The sequence below is a fragment of the Neorhizobium sp. DAR64862/K0K3 genome (genome assembly GCF_050500185.1).
In the GTDB taxonomy this organism is placed as follows: domain Bacteria; phylum Pseudomonadota; class Alphaproteobacteria; order Rhizobiales; family Rhizobiaceae; genus Neorhizobium; species Neorhizobium soli.
The window spans coordinates 2,354,919-2,369,787 of record NZ_CP191449.1 but is presented as its reverse complement, the minus strand read 5'-3'; the positions used below and the strand labels follow the sequence as shown (position 1 = coordinate 2,369,787).

The window sequence follows — 14,869 nt, the reverse complement described above, 5'->3', positions numbered from 1 at the left end:
CCGTGCGCATCGTAGGGGGTGAATTCCGCGGCCGCACGCTCGCCACGCCGAAAACCAGCGCGATCCGGCCGACCATCGACCGGACGCGCGAAAGCCTGTTCAACATCATCGGCCATGTCTATCCGCAGGCGCTGGATGGCACGCGGGTGATCGATCTTTTCGCCGGCACCGGTGCCGTCGGACTGGAAGCCGTCTCGCGTGGCTGTCGTCATGCGCTGTTCGTCGAAAACGGTGTCGAAGGTCGCGGTCTCCTGTGGGAGAACATCGACGCTTTCGGCCTGCATGGCCGCGCCCGCATCCTGCGCCGCGATGCCACCAAGCTCGGCCCGGTCGGTACGCTGGAACCCTACAACTTCCTCTTCGCCGATCCGCCTTATGGTCAGAAGCTGGGTGAGGGGGCTCTGTTTGCCGCCCATGTCGGCGGCTGGCTGGTGCCCGGCGCACTCGCGATTCTCGAAGAACGCGCCGATGTGACGGTTGAAGTCGATCCGGCCTACAAGCTGCTCGAAAGCCGAACATTCGGCGATACGCGGATGGATTTCTTCCGCTACGAGCCGGCCTGAGCAAAGGCGGGAGGCGATCCATGAACACGAGGCTGACCCTTGCTGATCATGAGACTGCGGATCGCCCTGGCGGCAAGAAGGGCGATCTGCGCTATGCGGTCGCCTTCGGCGGCGGCGGCGCCCGCGGCATTTCCCATATCCATGTCATCGAAGCGCTGGACGAACTCGGCATCCGGCCGGTAGCAATTTCCGGCTCTTCGATCGGCGCGATCATGGGTGCCGCCATGGCATCGGGCATGTCGGGCCGCGAGATCCGCGACTATACCGTCGAGACCGTCGGCAACCGCGGCTCGCTGGTGAACCGGCTCTGGGGTCTCGGCCCGTCGACGATGCGGGATGCACTCGGCGGATTTCGCTTCGGTCACTTCAATCTGGAGCCGATCCTCGAGGCCTTCCTGCCGAGCCAGATCCCCCAGGATTTCGCCGATCTCGTCATACCCTTGAAGATCTCCGCCACCGATTATTATGGCCAGGCGGAGGTGATCCTCGAGACGGGCAATCTGCGCAAGGCGATTGCCGCCTCTGCCGCCATTCCCGGCCTGTTCATGCCGGTCAGGGTCAACAACCGCATCATGATCGATGGCGGCGTCTTCAATCCCGTCCCTTACGAGCAGTTGATGGATCTCGCCGACGTGGTGATCGGCATCGATGTGGTCGGCGCGCCGGAAGGCGATGGCCTGCATCCGCCAAACCGCTTCGACAGCCTGTTCGGCGCAAGCCAGCTCACCATGCAGGCCAGCATTGCCCTCAAGCTGAAACTCAACCCGCCGCACATCTTCCTGCGTCCCAGCGTCAATCGCTTCGGCGTGATGGATTTCTACAAGGCGCGCGACATCCTCGAAGCCTCAGAAGGCACAAGAGACGAGTTGAAGCGGGCGATCGAGGCTCTGGAAAGGGCCGCCTGATCACCACTTGCCGATCGAAACACCGGAAGCCTTTTCCTCCGGGCTTTTGCCGGTGCGTTTCGGCTTGATCAGTGGCTCGGGGCGAACGGGACTGTTGAAGAGCATCTCGCGGCCGGCGCCCAAACCCTGCACGGCCTGAACCTGCAGCCGTTCCTCGTCGCGACGGCGGATGTCGTCGCCGATCTCGGAGGCGGCAGCCTCGCTCATGCCGAGCGCTTCCAGCGTCCGTCGCCCGAACAGCAGCCCGGACTCCAGCGTTTCGCGCAACTCGTATTCGACGTTCTTTTCGCGCAGCGCCAGCGAATGAACCCGGTCGTAGGACCGCACGAACAGGCGCACATCGGGAAATTCCGACGCAATCAGGTCGACGATCCGGTCCGTCGTTTCCCGTTTCTGCGTCGCGACCACAACGATCTTCGTCTTCTCGATACCGGACGCGATCAGAACGTCCTTGCGCGCACCATCGCCGAAATAGATCCGGAAGCCGAAATTGGCCGCCTGCCGGATACGCTCCGGACTGTCATCGATGACAGTCACGGAACTGCCGCCGGCAAGCAGGATCTGCGCGGCGATCTGGCCGAAACGGGAAAAGCCGATCATCAGCACATCGGCTCCGGCGCCTTCGAAATCCTCCTCCAGATGTTCGCGCGTCTCGCTCTTCTGCAGGCGCCTAGCAAGCGCCGAGCCGAGCGGCGTCAGCGCCATCGACAGCGTCACGCCGGCAATCAGAAGCGAAGCGGTGGCGGAAGAGAGGAGGCCCGCGGCGGTTGCGGTGGTAAACAGCACGAAGCCGAATTCGCCACCCTGCGGCAGCAGGAACGCGATCTTCAGGGCGTCATTGGGCGGCGAACCCCACAGGCGCGAGAGAGCGTAGACCACGGCCGCCTTCACACCCATGAACACGGCAACGGCCGGGATCAGGAAGGCAAGGTTTTCGAAGATCACCTGGACTTCGAGCGAAAGCCCGACAGCGACGAAGAACAGCGCCAGAAGCAGGCCGCGGAAGGGTTCGATATCCGCTTCCAGCTCGTGCCGATAGGAGGATTCCGCCAGCATGACGCCGGAGAGGAAAGCACCCATCGCCATCGACAGACCGACGGCCTGCATCGCAGCCGCCGAACCGAGCACGACGAGAAGGGCGGCGGCAATCATCACCTCGCGGGCACCGCTGCTGGCAATGATCTGGAACATCGGTGTCAGCAGGTACTTGCCGGCAATCACCATGGCGCCCACGGCAGCGACAGCGATTGCAAAGTCCAGCATCGGGGTGGCGGCAGCCTCGCTCGTGCCGGGTGCCAGGATTGTGATCAACGCCAGAAGCGGCACGATCGCGAGATCCTGGAACAAGAGAACGGAGAAGGAGCGCTGGCCGTAGCGGCTGTTCATCTCACCTGTGTCATTGAGGATCTGCAGCGCAAAGGCGGTGGACGACAGGGCAAGCCCGAAGCCGATCATCAGGCTGCCGCGCCAGTCCGCCATCGCCGACAGGTAGGCGAAACCGCTCAGGATGCCACCCGATATCGCCACCTGCGCCGGCCCAAGCCCGAACACATCGGCCCGCATCTGCCACAGACGCGAGGGTTTCAGCTCCAGCCCGATGACGAAGAGCAGGAACACGACGCCGAATTCGGCGACATGCAGCACTTCCTGCGTATCGGTCACCTGTTGCAGCACCGGACCGATCAGGATGCCGGCCGCGAGATATCCAAGCACGGTGCCAAGACCGAGCCTGCGAAACAGCGGGGCGGCGATCACCGCACCGGCAAGCAGCATCAACATTTCGGTAAAGTGGGAGCCGTTTGCAGTCATGGGGCACTTTCGGGTCGGGAATGCGGAAGGTCAACCGGGGAATCGGAGCGCTGCCCTTGATGCTTTGGTCGGTGCACAATAAATGGGGTGCAAACGAAAGGCTTGCAAACATGACCTCGCAAATCGATTCCGCCTCCCTTCTGGCGCGTGCCGGCGAACTGATCGATCTGGCCAAGGCGGCGGGCGCCGACAAGGCGGATGCGGTGGTCGTCCGCTCCCGCTCCAGTTCGGTCAGCGTCCGGCTCGGAAAGGTGGAAGGAACCGAATCCTCGGAAAGCGACGATTTTTCGCTGCGTGTCTTTGTCGGCAACAAGGTTGCAAGCGTTTCCGCCAATCCGGGTTTCGATCTCAAGATCTTGGCCGAACGCGCAGTGGCGATGGCGAAGGTCTCGCCCGAGGATCCCTTCGCCTGCCTGGCGGATGAAAAGGACCTGGCCAGGGATTACCCGGATCTCGACCTGTTCGACCCGACCGAAGTCACCGCCGATACGATGCGCGACGTGGCGCTCGAGATGGAACAGGCAGCGCTCGATGTCGAAGGCGTCACCAATTCGTCGGGATCCGGCGCCTCTGCCGGCATGGGCGGAATGGTTCTCGTCACGTCGCACGGATTTTCCGGCGCCTATATGGCCAGCCGCTTCGGCCGCTCCGTCAGCGTCATCGCCGGCGAGGGCACGAAGATGGAGCGCGACTACGATTTCGACAGCCGTCTGTTTGCAGCCGATCTCGACGATCCGAAGCTGATCGGCCGGCGGGCCGGCGAGCGGGTGGTCAAGCGCATCAATCCGCGCCAGGTCGATACCGGCAGCAATGTCACCGTCGTCTTCGAACCCCGCATCGCGCGCGGCTTTGTCAGCCATATCGCCGGCGCCATCAACGGCGGATCTGTTGCCCGCAAGACATCGTTCCTGCGCGACAAGATGGGCCAGCAGGTTCTGAAATCAGGCCTCAACATCACCGATGATCCGCTGATCGTGCGCGGGTCTTCCTCGCGCCCCTTCGATGGCGAGGGTGTGAAGGGCGAGCGTCTCGTGATGATCGAGGACGGCGTGCTGAACCATTGGTTCCTCTCTACCTCGACCGGCCGCGAGATCGGGTTCCCGACCAATGGCCGCGGCGTGCGCGGCGGCACGTCCGTCACCCCGGCCTCCACGAACCTCGCGCTGGAACCGGGCGATATTTCGCCCGAAGACCTGATCCGCCAGATCGGCACCGGTTTCTACATCACCGAACTGATCGGCCAGGGCGTCAACATGATCACCGGCGAGTATTCGCGCGGCGCCACCGGCTTCTGGATCGAGAATGGCGAGCTTGCCTATCCGGTCTCCGAAGTCACGATCGCCTCCAATCTGAAGGACATGTTCATGCGGATGACGCCGGCAAACGATATCGACCGCAAGTTCGGCACAGCCTCACCGACGATCGCCATCGAAGGCATGACCCTGGCAGGACGCTGACCGATGGATGGTGCGGAGGGTCAGTGGCTTGAGGATCTTGACCTGATCCGGGATGCCGCCCGTCAGGCCGGCGAGATCGCGCATGGCTATTTCGGCCAGTCGCCGGAAGTCTGGTGGAAAAACGAGGGCTCGTCTCCCGTCAGTGCCGCAGATTTTGCGGCAAACGACATTCTCCAGAGCCTGCTTCTGACCGCCCGTCCCAATTACGGCTGGCTCTCGGAAGAAACGGATGACGACGACGCCAGGCTTTCGCTCGATACGCTGTTCGTGGTGGATCCGATCGATGGAACACGCGCCTTCATCAATGGCGAAAAGACCTGGTGCGTCTCGGTCGCCGTCGTCCATCACGGCCGACCCGTGGCGGGTGTTCTGGTCGCGCCGGCGCTCGGCGAGGAGTTCTTTGCCGTCAAGGGCGGTCAGGCGATCCGCAACGGTGTGCCGATCTCTGTTACCAAGGATGATCATGATAAGTTTGTGATCGCTGCCGATGAAAACCTTGTGAAGAAATTTGATCTGCCGTTCCGCAGCCATGTCGAACGCCATCGACATATCCCGTCGCTCGCCTACCGGTTGGCGATGGTCGCGGACGGACGCCTCGATGGCACCGTCGTCAAGCGCAACTCGCATGACTGGGATCTCGCCGCCGCCGACCTTATCCTGGAATGCGCAGGCGGCCGGTTGACCGACCTTGCGGGAAGCCCGCTCACCTACAACCGGCGAAAGGTCCGCCACGAGATGCTGGTGGCTGGCGCAGAGCATGCACTGGAACGGCTATTGCCGCAGATCCAGCGATTTCCGGCCGCTTGACCTTTGTGGCGTAATGCCGCAGATGAGGATCGGGCGGAGAGGATAAACGGGACAGGATGGACATGACCGCGACGACTGACAAGAAACAGCTTCTGCATCTGGTTTTCGGTGGCGAACTTTCGAGCCTCGAAGAGGTTCAGTTCAAGGATCTTGCGGCGCTGGATATCGTCGGCATCTATCCCGATTATGCAACGGCCCTGACGGCCTGGCGCAGCAAGGCACAGCAGACGGTCGACAACGCCCAGATGCGCTATTTCATCGTTCACATGCACCGCCTGCTCGAGCCGGGCCCCAAGTAACGCTGAAGCAAGCCTGATCTGCCAGGTTTCGAAATGCCAGGGTCTGGAACATAGGGTCCGGGACCCCTTTTTGACGCATTTGTGCATGACAGAAATTCGGCGACTGATACGATATCAGAAGGACGACCGGGATTGATGACGGCCATCATGCAGTGGGGGCAAAAGCGATGAGCGGCAGTATGGCACGCATGGCCCTGGCGGGATACCGTCTGGCCGGCATCGCGCTTTATCCCTTTGCCGGGCCGTACCTCACGTACCGGTCGATGAAGGGCAAGGAAGATTCCTCGCGCCGTCTCGAAAGGCTCGGCTATGCCAGCCTCCCGCGCCCGCGCGGACCGCTGGTCTGGGTTCATGCCGCAAGCGTCGGCGAAACCATGTCGATCATGCCGCTGATCCGCGAACTTCGTCGTCGCGAGATCCATGTCCTGCTGACGACAGGGACCGTTACATCCGCAGCGCTGGTCGATGCCAGGCTCGGCGATGAAGTCATTCATCAGTATGTGCCGTTCGATCTAAAATTCTCCATCAAGCGCTTTGTCTCCTACTGGAAGCCGGATGCGTGCATTACGGCCGAGTCCGAAATCTGGCCGACGACGGTGGCCGAGCTGGCGCGCCGTCGCATCCCGCAGATCCGCGTCAATGCACGCCTCTCCGATCGCTCGTTCACGCGCTGGCACAATCACAATACCATCGCCGAAGCGCTGTTCGAAAAGCTGGCGCTCGTGGTGGCCCAGTCCGATCTCGATGCCGAGCGTTTCCGTGATCTCGGCGCCTGGCCGGTGATCGTGTCCGGCAATCTCAAGACCGATACCGACCCGCCACCTTGCGACGAGGAGCTTCTGGCGCGCTACAAGGCCGAAATCGGCGAGCGCAAGACCTGGGCTGCGATCTCCACCTTCGATGGTGAGGAAAAGGCCGCCGCCACCGTGCATCGGGCGCTGAAGCCGAAAAGCAACCTGTTGACCATCCTCGTGCCCCGTCATCCGGATCGCGCAGATGCGATCGAGGACATGCTGAAGGCCGAAGGTCTCACCGTCGCGCGCCGCTCGCGCAACGACACGATCACGCCGGAAACCGATATCTTCCTCGGCGATTCCATCGGCGAAATGGGTCTTTACCTGCGGCTGACCGAAATCTCCTTTGTCGGCAAGTCGTTGACCAACGAGGGCGGCCAGAACCCGCTGGAGCCGGCCATGCTCGGATCTGCCGTTCTGTCCGGCCCGAACATCGACAATTTCCGCGATGCCTACCAGCATCTGGTCAAGAAGGGCGGCGCCCGGATGGTCCGCGATGTCGAGATGCTGGCAAAGGCCGTGCATTACCTGATGATCAACGACCTTGCCCGCCGCAAGATGGTCGAAGCCGGCCATGACGCGATGGACGAAATGCGCGGCGCGTTGGCCAAGACCGTCAAGGCGCTCGAACCTTACGTCAATCCGCTGACCGTCAGCGCCAGACTTCAGCCGAAGACAGCCGCCGCCGGTGCTGCACGCTGATGGCCGGGGCGACAAGCGACGTGGTGGATATGGACTTCTCGCATATCGCCGGCATCCTGTTCGACAAGGACGGCACGCTGTTGCACTATGATGCGAGCTGGGGCCCGGTGAACCGGGAAGCGGCGCGCATCGCGTCGGGCGGCGACGCCGATCTCGAAACGCGCCTCCTGCAAGCCGGCGGCATGGATCCCGTCTCCGGCCACACCCGTGCAGACAGCCTGCTTGCGGCCGGCAATGCCGCCGAGATCGCCGCAGGTTTCGTGTCCGCAGGCGCCCCCATGGATGTGGCAGATCTCACCCGTCAGCTCGATGCACTCTTCGTGCGCTCGGCCGAATATTCCGTTCCGGTCACCGATCTCGCCGCCTTCTTCGGCGCGCTGAAGGCACGCGGCCTGAAGCTCGGCATCGCCTCCAGCGACAATGAGGAAGCCATCCGCCAGACGGCGATCCGTTTCGGCTTTATCGATCATGTCGATTTCATCTGCGGCTATGACAGCGGTTTTGGTGTGAAGCCCAAACCCGGCATGTTTCTGAAATTCTGCGAGGTCGTCGGTCTCGACCCCGCGCAGGTGGCGATGGTCGGCGACAACAATCACGATATGCACATGGGCGAGGCGGCAGGCGCCGGCATCAAGGTCGCGGTTTTGACCGGGACCGGTTCGCGCCAGACGCTGTCGACTGCCGCCGATCTCTGCCTCGACGATATCTCCGCCTTTGCCGCCCTCCTGCCGGTCTCGGCACCGGCTGCGGCGGGCTGAGCGGTGGTTTCCGAAGCGCCGCCCTTCTGGTGGACCAAGGCCGACTGGCGCGTCTGGGCGCTGTCGCCGGTTTCGTTTGTCTATGGTGCCGTCTCCGGCCGCCGCATGGCGAAGTCGAAGCGGGCGCAGGCGCCGCTGCCGGTCATCTGCGTCGGAAACTTCACCGTCGGCGGTGCCGGCAAGACACCGACGGCGATCACGCTTGCCCGCGCCGCCAAGGCGAAGGGCCTCACGCCTGGTTTCCTCACCCGCGGCTATGGCGGATCGCTCGACGTCACGACAATGGTCGATCGTTCCAAGCACAAGGCCGAGGCCGTCGGCGACGAAGCGTTGCTTCTCGAGCGCGAAGCGATGACAGTCATTTCCCGCCGCCGCGTGGACGGTGCAAGAATGCTCGCGCAAAACGGCGCCGACCTGATCATCATGGATGACGGGTTCCAGAGCGCCCGTCTCTCGATCGATTTCGCGCTTGTCGTGATCGATTCCGTTCGCGGCATCGGCAATGGCCATCTCGTGCCGGGCGGTCCCGTGCGGGCACCGCTGGCCGAGCAGATGCGCCAGGCCTCCGCCATCCTCAAGGTCGGCACCGGCGACGCGGCCGACAGGATCGTGCGCCAGGCATCGCGCGCCGGCAAGCAGGTCCACGTCGCGACACTCGATCCAAGCCCCGGCCAGTCGCTGGCGGGCACAAATCTTCTCGCCTTTACCGGGATTGCCGATCCGGAGAAATTCTACCGCACCGTCAACAGCGTCGGCGGGTTGATTTCAGAGCGCCAGTCGTTCCCGGATCATCATTTCTTCACGGCGGATGAAATCGAAAGCCTGCTGGAGGATGCCGACAGGAACGGTCTCCATCTCGTGACGACGGCCAAGGACGCGGTGCGTCTCGTCGGTCATCACGGTCCGGCCGAAAAACTGCTCAACCGGGTACAGGTGGTGGACGTGGAGATGCGCTTCGACAATCCGAAGGCGCCCGGCCAGATCATCGATGCGGCTTTCGCAAGGTTTCGGGAGCGTCGCTTGAAGAACGGCGTGAAACCCTGATCAGGGCGCAAACGCGCGTCGGTTGATTGTGCTTAAGCCCGGCTCTGGTTCGGCAGCATGCCGGCACGCTTGTCGGCTTCCAGCGAGGAAGCGCAGTCGGCATAGGCTTCCTGGCGCGCCACGCTCCAGTATTTCAGCTCGTCGACGGGGATTTGAGCACCCGTCATCGCGCAGATCACGTATGAACCGCTGCTGACGATCTGGTAGTCGCCATCCAGGTACCGGATTTTCGCTTCGCGGAAGCTGCCGCCTTCGAACCGGTTCATCTGTCTGCGTCTCCTGCTAAAAAACATCGGATTGCTCGCGCCTTTGGCCGTCATTCCCTACACCGCGTGTGGCGCGCCTTCAAGTCCGCCCGAACAAGCGTTCGATGTCGGATAGCTTGAGTTCGATATAGGTCGGGCGGCCGTGGTTGCAGGTGCCGGAACCGGGCGTTGCCTCCATCTGGCGCAAAAGCGCATTCATCTCGTCGGGCCGAAGCCGGCGCCCTGAGCGCACCGAGCCATGGCAGGCCATGGTGGCCGCGACATATTCGAGCTTGCCGCGCAGGGCCCCAGCGGTTCCCCATTCAGCCACTTCGTCGGCGAGATCGCGGATCAGCGAGGATGCATCCACTTCGCCCAGCATCGCCGGCGTCTCGCGCACGGCAACCGCGCCGGGACCGAACCGCTCGACTGCCAGCCCCAGCCGGTCGAGTTCTTCCGCATGCATCATCAGCCGGTCGCATTCCTCTTCCGGCAGATCGACGATCTCCGGAATGAGCAGAACCTGGGACGCCAGCCGCTTGTCGTTCAAAGCCTGACGCAGCGCCTCGTAGACCAGCCTTTCATGGGCCGCATGCTGGTCGACGATGACGAGGCCGTTTTCCGTCTGGGCGACGATATAGTTCTCGTGCACCTGCGCACGGGCCGCACCCAGCCGGTGGCGCTGCCGGTCCTCCGGGACATGCACCGTTTCAGATATGGCATCGTCCGTGCGGGCCGCCGGCATGGTTAGACCGTCGAAATCCTGCTGCGCCCGTTCCCCGAACCCGAACGGTGCCTGCAGCGGCCGCGACGGAGAGGCCGCCGGGCTCCAGGGAGCGGGCGTCGGAGACCGATAGGCGGGCGAAGCCGAAAACCCTGCCGAGAATCCAGGGCGGAACGCCTGCATCATGCCGGATGCGCCGGTCGTGTTCGCCCGGTCGCCCTCGCAGTGCAACGCCTCGCGGATGGCGCCGACGATCAACCCGCGCACCAGCCCCGGATCGCGAAACCGGACGTCTGCCTTGGCCGGGTGAACGTTGACATCCACCAGCGCCGGATCGAGCGTGATCGACAGCACCGCCACCGGATAGCGACCTGACGGCATCCGCTCCGCATAGGCACCGCGGATGGCCGACAGGATGAGCTTGTCCTGCACCGGCCGTCCGTTGACGAAGGCGTATTGATGTCCCGAATTGCCCCGGTGGAACGTCGGCAGCCCGACAAAGCCTGTGAGGCCCACATCCTCGCGCATCGCGTCAATCTCGATCGCATTGTCGCGAAACTCGGCCCCGAGAACCTGCGCCATGCGCGCCAGATGGTCCTCGCCGGTCGCCGGCAGGTCCAGCGTGGTGCGGTCGGAGCCCGACAGAACGAAACGCACATGCGGAAAAGCGATCGCCATGCGCTTGACGATTTCGGTGATCGCACCGGCTTCCGCCCGTTCGGTCTTCAGGAATTTCAGGCGCGCCGGCGTCGCAAAGAAGATGTCGCGAACTTCCACCACCGTGCCGGGATTGGCCGGCGCCGGCCGCGCCGCGGTCGTCTTGCCGCCGGTCACCGACACCTGCGAGCCGCTGTCACTCCCTTGGCGCCGGCTGGTGATCGTGAGTTTCGCGACCGACCCGATCGATGGCAGCGCCTCGCCGCGAAAGCCGAGCGTTCTGATATCGTCGAGCGTCGTCGCGATCTTCGAGGTGCAGTGACGCCGGATCGCGAGGTCGAGATCGGCGGGCTCCATGCCCGATCCATTGTCCGTGACGCGCAGAAGAGACTTGCCACCGCCCGCCGTGGCGATCTCGATGCGCGTCGCACCCGCATCGATGGCGTTTTCGACCAGTTCTTTGACAGCGCTTGCGGGTCGCTCGATGACCTCGCCGGCAGCGATCTGGTTGATAAGCGTTTCGGAAAGCTGCTTGATGAACATGGCGCTATTTTCAGGGATTTCCGGCGGGAAGGAAAGGCTGCCGGATGGTTTGTCCCCTGCAAGCCCTGCAGCAAGCCTATCTTAATTCGGCCTTAACCGAAAACCGATATTCAATCTGAGTTGAACAGGATGAACCCGGGAGAGCGCCAGCTCTCCGCAGAGGAACCGATGTATGGGCCGGCTGGGCACCCGTACACGAGGATCGGCCCTTTGTTCGAGGACTTGAAGCCAGCATGTGTCTTACCCGACTTGATTAATTGAGACGGATTGCACCGCATGGTGCCGGCGATTGGCCGAGTCTGTGAACACACAGGGGGTTTTGTCACATGAATGATTTGGCGTCGGCGGACGCGGACATTCAGACTGCGATGATGGAAGTGATTTCCGAGGCGATCTCGGGTGGGCACTCAGGCGGCCTTGTCGTCTACGACAAGAACGACCTGTTGATCTTTGCCGGTCAACAATTGACCATCCTTCTCGGCATTCCTGACAGCGTCCTTGCACCCGGTACACGGCTGCGCGATCTCCTTGGTGCCATCTATGACGGCGGCGGACGGTTCATGTCCGAGACCGGCGGCACAAAACGATTGCTCAGCCGCGACGACTGGATTTCCGACAATATTGCCGCGCTCTGGAAGGAGCGGCACGAGGCGCTGATGCGCCGTGGTGCCGATCGCTGGATCAGTCTTGCCAAACGGCGCCTGCCGTCGGGCTACGGCGTCTGCATCCTCCGGGACGTTTCCGAACAGCGCAAGCGCGAAGAGCAGTGGCGCGCCGACATGGAGCGTGTGCAGTTGACCGAGGATATCCTCGACAACCTGCCGTTCCCGGTCATGGTCAAGGACACCAATCTCGCCTTCGTCGCCGTCAACAAGGCTGCCTGCCGGTTTCATGATCTCCCGGCCGAAGCGCTGCTCGGCTGCACGGGGACCGACATCCATGCTCCGGCCTTGGCCCAGCGGCTCGACGGTATCAACCGCCGGGTGGTGGAAGACGGCGAGGAGATCCAGCTGCCGGAGCGTCTGACCCGGCCGGATGGTTCGCAACTGGTGATCGTCGCCAACAAGTACCGGATCGGCAAGCCGGGCCGCTACTATCTCGTCACCGCCATGCAGGACATTTCCCGGATGGTAGAGGTGGAAGAGGACGGGCGTGGCTTTATCCGCTTGTTCGACGACCCCAATCTGTTTTCCGCCAAGCTGCATCGCAAGACCAAGATGCGCGACGCTTTGCAGGGCGCCGATCCCGATATCGCCGGCAGCCAGATCCTGATCGTTTCAAGCGACCCGCTTTTCACCGGAACCGCGAAGGCGATCCTTGCGGATTTTCAGGTCGAGGCATCCTCGGTCGTTGATGAACACGAACTGGCGCTTTGCCTCGAACTCGTGTCCAACGCCGCGGTCAGGGTCGATCTCATCGTCGCGGATCGCGATCTGGCGTCCGCCTGCCGCGCCATCGGCTCAAATTTCGACAAACAGGTCGTGGCCTTCGATGCTGCGGCTCTCGAAGAGCATCTCGTTCCGACCCTCAGCCGCGAACTGACCAAGTTGCGTGGACCCGTCGAACAGGACGAAGAAGACAACTGGCAGATCCTGCCCGATGACCGTCAGCCTTGCGTCGATATCCTTGTTGCTGAAGATAACGAGGTGAACCAGATCGTGTTCTCGCAGATCCTCGAAAGCCTCGGGTACCGCTATGCGATTGCGGTCGATGGAGAAGAGGTGGTCAGGATGTGGCACGAGCTTCGTCCCTCGCTGGTGTTGATGGATATCACTCTGCCGACCCTGAACGGCTTCGAGGCAGCGCGGGCGATCCGCACGCTCGAGGAAGAAGGGCAGGCGTCGACACCGATCGTCGGCGTCCTCGCCCAGGCATTCGACCGCGACCGCGAGGAATGCTTTGCATCGGGAATGGACGACGTGATCTTGAAGCCGATCAGTCCCGATGTACTGGAAACCCTGTTCGCGAAGTTTCTCGTCGTTGCCGGTTCGCAGCAGATGCTGTCTTGAGCATGGATCGGAAGCGCGGGCGGCTTTCCCGAAACGCTACGGTTCCGCTATGAAATGTTAAGCTTTGTCCCGCATCGTCGCCTATCAAATGTGGTGCAAGCGGATAAACTTATGACGTTGGCGGAAAACCCGTTGCCGCAGCTCCGTCAGCATGAGCTGCAGGCCAAGGCTTATAGCGACCCGCTTACGGGTCTTGGAAACCGACACCGTATGCGCGACAAGGTTCACCTTCTCGCCGCAGAGCGTGCAGCCGATCCCGCCCCGTTTACTGTTTGCATTGCCAATCTCGATGGTTTCAAGCCGATCAACGACCTGTTCGGTATGGAAGCGGGCGACGAGATCCTCTGCCAGGTGGCGCATCGCCTCAAGGCCTGCATTCCGGATGGCGCAACGGTCACTCGTCACGACGGCGACGAGTTTGCCTTCGTGCTGCCGCTCGTCTTCGAGCGCACCGGTGCCGAACGGATCGGCCAGATGATCCGGGATGTTCTTTCCGCACCCTATGATCTGGGGGATCGCAATGTGCGTCTCTCGGCGTCCTTCGGCTTTGCCATCTACCCCTTCGCCGGCGAGCATTTCGAGGAACTGCTGAAGAGCGCTGAAACCGCGCTTTACCGGTCCAAACGCCGCGGTCGCGGCCAGATCACGGTCTATTCCCAGGAAATCGCGCAGGAGATGATGCGCGCGACGCAGCTTGAACAGGCGCTGCGCCATGCGATCATCAGCGATGCCGTGGATGTCCATTTCCAGCCTATCGTGCGCCTGGACGATGGATCGGTCGTCGGGTTCGAGGCACTCGCGAGATGGAACGACAAGGATCTCGGTTTCGTATCGCCCGCCGTCTTCGTGCCGCTTGCCGAAGAGCGCGGTTTCATCGATGCGCTGTCGGAAACCCTGCTGCGCAAGGCAGCCGAGGCAGCGCTGTCCTGGCCCCGGGATCTGTTTCTGTCCTTCAATCTGTCCTCTGCCCAGCTGATGGACCCGACGACCACGGAAAGCATCCTTTCGACGCTCGCCCGCGTCGGGCTCGATCCGCATCGGCTGGAATTCGAGATCACCGAGACTGCTGTGATGACCTCGGCCGATACGGCAGAGCGCATCATCACGGATCTTCGCAAGGCAGGCGCGCGCATCTCGCTCGATGATTTCGGCACCGGTCAGTCCAGTCTCGGACGTCTGCGCGACTTCACCTTCGACAAGGTCAAGATCGATCGCGCCTTCGTCTCCCGCATCACCTCGGACCGTGCCTCTGGACACATCGTCAGGGCGATCATCGCCATGTGCGACGGCCTGGAACTGGAAGTGGTCGCCGAGGGCATCGAGCAGCCGGAAGAAGCGGAGATGCTGCGATCGCTGGGCTGTGCCATGGGTCAGGGCTATTACCACGGCAGACCCGCCGATACGGCCTCGACGCTGCGCTATCTGAGCACCCATCACCGCGACTTCATGACCCCCGAACGGGACTGATCTTCTGCCTCCACCACCGTTGAGGAGAGGGCGCGGAGTGGACAGTCCGCGCCGCGTCTGATGCTCGCACGGGGCTGTCCGCTGCG

The 14,869-nt window shown here is 62.7% G+C and carries 13 protein-coding genes; 10 read left to right on the top strand and 3 right to left on the bottom strand.

The window, feature by feature from the left end:
* Positions 1-2 precede the first annotated feature (2 nt).
* Positions 3-563, top strand: coding sequence for a 16S rRNA (guanine(966)-N(2))-methyltransferase RsmD (gene rsmD / locus ACQY1L_RS11590; RefSeq protein WP_113109555.1), 561 nt, complete (start codon positions 3-5; stop codon positions 561-563).
* 20 nt (positions 564-583) lie between these two features.
* Complete coding sequence (locus ACQY1L_RS11585) at positions 584-1,468, top strand: patatin-like phospholipase family protein (RefSeq protein ID WP_113109556.1); 885 nt, start codon at positions 584-586, stop codon at positions 1,466-1,468.
* Here the strand turns inward: ACQY1L_RS11585 and ACQY1L_RS11580 are convergent, their stop codons facing one another.
* The gene (locus ACQY1L_RS11580; RefSeq protein WP_062579326.1) at positions 1,469-3,277 is read right to left on the bottom strand and encodes a monovalent cation:proton antiporter-2 (CPA2) family protein; all 1,809 of its coding nucleotides are present in this window, start codon (positions 3,275-3,277) and stop codon (positions 1,469-1,471) included.
* A gap of 110 nt (positions 3,278-3,387) precedes the next feature.
* Between ACQY1L_RS11580 and ACQY1L_RS11575 the strand changes: the two genes are divergently transcribed.
* The 6 genes from ACQY1L_RS11575 to lpxK all read left to right on the top strand — a co-directional run bounded on the left by ACQY1L_RS11575 (position 3,388) and on the right by lpxK (position 9,138).
* Entirely contained in the window at positions 3,388-4,734 is a 1,347-nt protein-coding gene (locus ACQY1L_RS11575; RefSeq protein ID WP_430240951.1) for a TldD/PmbA family protein, read from the top strand.
* Positions 4,735-4,737: 3 nt separating this feature from the next.
* A complete protein-coding gene (locus ACQY1L_RS11570; RefSeq protein ID WP_430240949.1) occupies positions 4,738-5,541 on the top strand; it encodes a 3'(2'),5'-bisphosphate nucleotidase CysQ in 804 nt (267 codons plus the stop codon).
* A gap of 62 nt (positions 5,542-5,603) precedes the next feature.
* On the top strand, positions 5,604-5,840 hold the full coding sequence (locus ACQY1L_RS11565; RefSeq protein ID WP_062454846.1) for a DUF4170 domain-containing protein: 237 nt from the start codon (positions 5,604-5,606) through the stop codon (positions 5,838-5,840).
* Between the two features lie 167 nt (positions 5,841-6,007).
* Positions 6,008-7,336, top strand: a complete 1,329-nt coding sequence (gene waaA / locus ACQY1L_RS11560; protein ID WP_174195708.1) for a lipid IV(A) 3-deoxy-D-manno-octulosonic acid transferase — start codon at positions 6,008-6,010, stop codon at positions 7,334-7,336.
* Positions 7,336-8,094 (top strand): HAD family hydrolase, encoded by a 759-nt coding sequence (locus tag ACQY1L_RS11555; protein ID WP_430240948.1) that lies wholly within the window; start codon positions 7,336-7,338, stop codon positions 8,092-8,094. Before waaA ends, ACQY1L_RS11555 begins: the two co-directional genes overlap by 1 nt.
* A gap of 3 nt (positions 8,095-8,097) precedes the next feature.
* Entirely contained in the window at positions 8,098-9,138 is a 1,041-nt protein-coding gene (gene lpxK / locus ACQY1L_RS11550; protein ID WP_430240947.1) for a tetraacyldisaccharide 4'-kinase, read from the top strand.
* A 32-nt stretch (positions 9,139-9,170) separates the two neighbouring features.
* Here lpxK and ACQY1L_RS11545 read toward each other — a convergent pair whose 3' ends face one another.
* Both ACQY1L_RS11545 and mutL read right to left on the bottom strand, forming a co-directional pair.
* On the bottom strand, positions 9,171-9,404 hold the full coding sequence (locus ACQY1L_RS11545; protein ID WP_092661380.1) for a DUF2093 domain-containing protein: 234 nt from the start codon (positions 9,402-9,404) through the stop codon (positions 9,171-9,173).
* 79 nt (positions 9,405-9,483) lie between these two features.
* The gene (gene mutL, locus ACQY1L_RS11540) at positions 9,484-11,307 is read right to left on the bottom strand and encodes a DNA mismatch repair endonuclease MutL (RefSeq protein WP_430240945.1); all 1,824 of its coding nucleotides are present in this window, start codon (positions 11,305-11,307) and stop codon (positions 9,484-9,486) included.
* 326 nt (positions 11,308-11,633) lie between these two features.
* Here mutL and ACQY1L_RS11535 point away from each other — a divergent pair, with 326 nt between their 5' ends.
* Both ACQY1L_RS11535 and ACQY1L_RS11530 read left to right on the top strand, forming a co-directional pair.
* Positions 11,634-13,316 (top strand): response regulator, encoded by a 1,683-nt coding sequence (locus ACQY1L_RS11535; protein ID WP_430240944.1) that lies wholly within the window; start codon positions 11,634-11,636, stop codon positions 13,314-13,316.
* Positions 13,317-13,427: 111 nt separating this feature from the next.
* Complete coding sequence (locus ACQY1L_RS11530) at positions 13,428-14,783, top strand: putative bifunctional diguanylate cyclase/phosphodiesterase (protein ID WP_062579341.1); 1,356 nt, start codon at positions 13,428-13,430, stop codon at positions 14,781-14,783.
* The last annotated feature ends 86 nt before the right edge of the window (positions 14,784-14,869 follow it).

What these genes read in the sequence shown, in the direction of transcription:
- ACQY1L_RS11585 (WP_113109556.1), top strand. Translation starts at nt 584, where the DNA reads ATGAACACGAGGCTGACCCTTGCTGATCATGAGACTGCGGATCGCCCT.
- ACQY1L_RS11580 (WP_062579326.1), bottom strand. Translation starts at nt 3,277, where the DNA reads ATGACTGCAAACGGCTCCCACTTTACCGAAATGTTGATGCTGCTTGCC.
- ACQY1L_RS11575 (WP_430240951.1), top strand. Translation starts at nt 3,388, where the DNA reads ATGACCTCGCAAATCGATTCCGCCTCCCTTCTGGCGCGTGCCGGCGAA.
- ACQY1L_RS11570 (WP_430240949.1), top strand. Translation starts at nt 4,738, where the DNA reads ATGGATGGTGCGGAGGGTCAGTGGCTTGAGGATCTTGACCTGATCCGG.
- ACQY1L_RS11565 (WP_062454846.1), top strand. Translation starts at nt 5,604, where the DNA reads ATGACCGCGACGACTGACAAGAAACAGCTTCTGCATCTGGTTTTCGGT.
- waaA (WP_174195708.1), top strand. Translation starts at nt 6,008, where the DNA reads ATGAGCGGCAGTATGGCACGCATGGCCCTGGCGGGATACCGTCTGGCC.
- ACQY1L_RS11555 (WP_430240948.1), top strand. Translation starts at nt 7,336, where the DNA reads ATGGCCGGGGCGACAAGCGACGTGGTGGATATGGACTTCTCGCATATC.
- ACQY1L_RS11545 (WP_092661380.1), bottom strand. Translation starts at nt 9,404, where the DNA reads ATGAACCGGTTCGAAGGCGGCAGCTTCCGCGAAGCGAAAATCCGGTAC.
- mutL (WP_430240945.1), bottom strand. Translation starts at nt 11,307, where the DNA reads ATGTTCATCAAGCAGCTTTCCGAAACGCTTATCAACCAGATCGCTGCC.
- ACQY1L_RS11535 (WP_430240944.1), top strand. Translation starts at nt 11,634, where the DNA reads ATGAATGATTTGGCGTCGGCGGACGCGGACATTCAGACTGCGATGATG.
- ACQY1L_RS11530 (WP_062579341.1), top strand. Translation starts at nt 13,428, where the DNA reads ATGACGTTGGCGGAAAACCCGTTGCCGCAGCTCCGTCAGCATGAGCTG.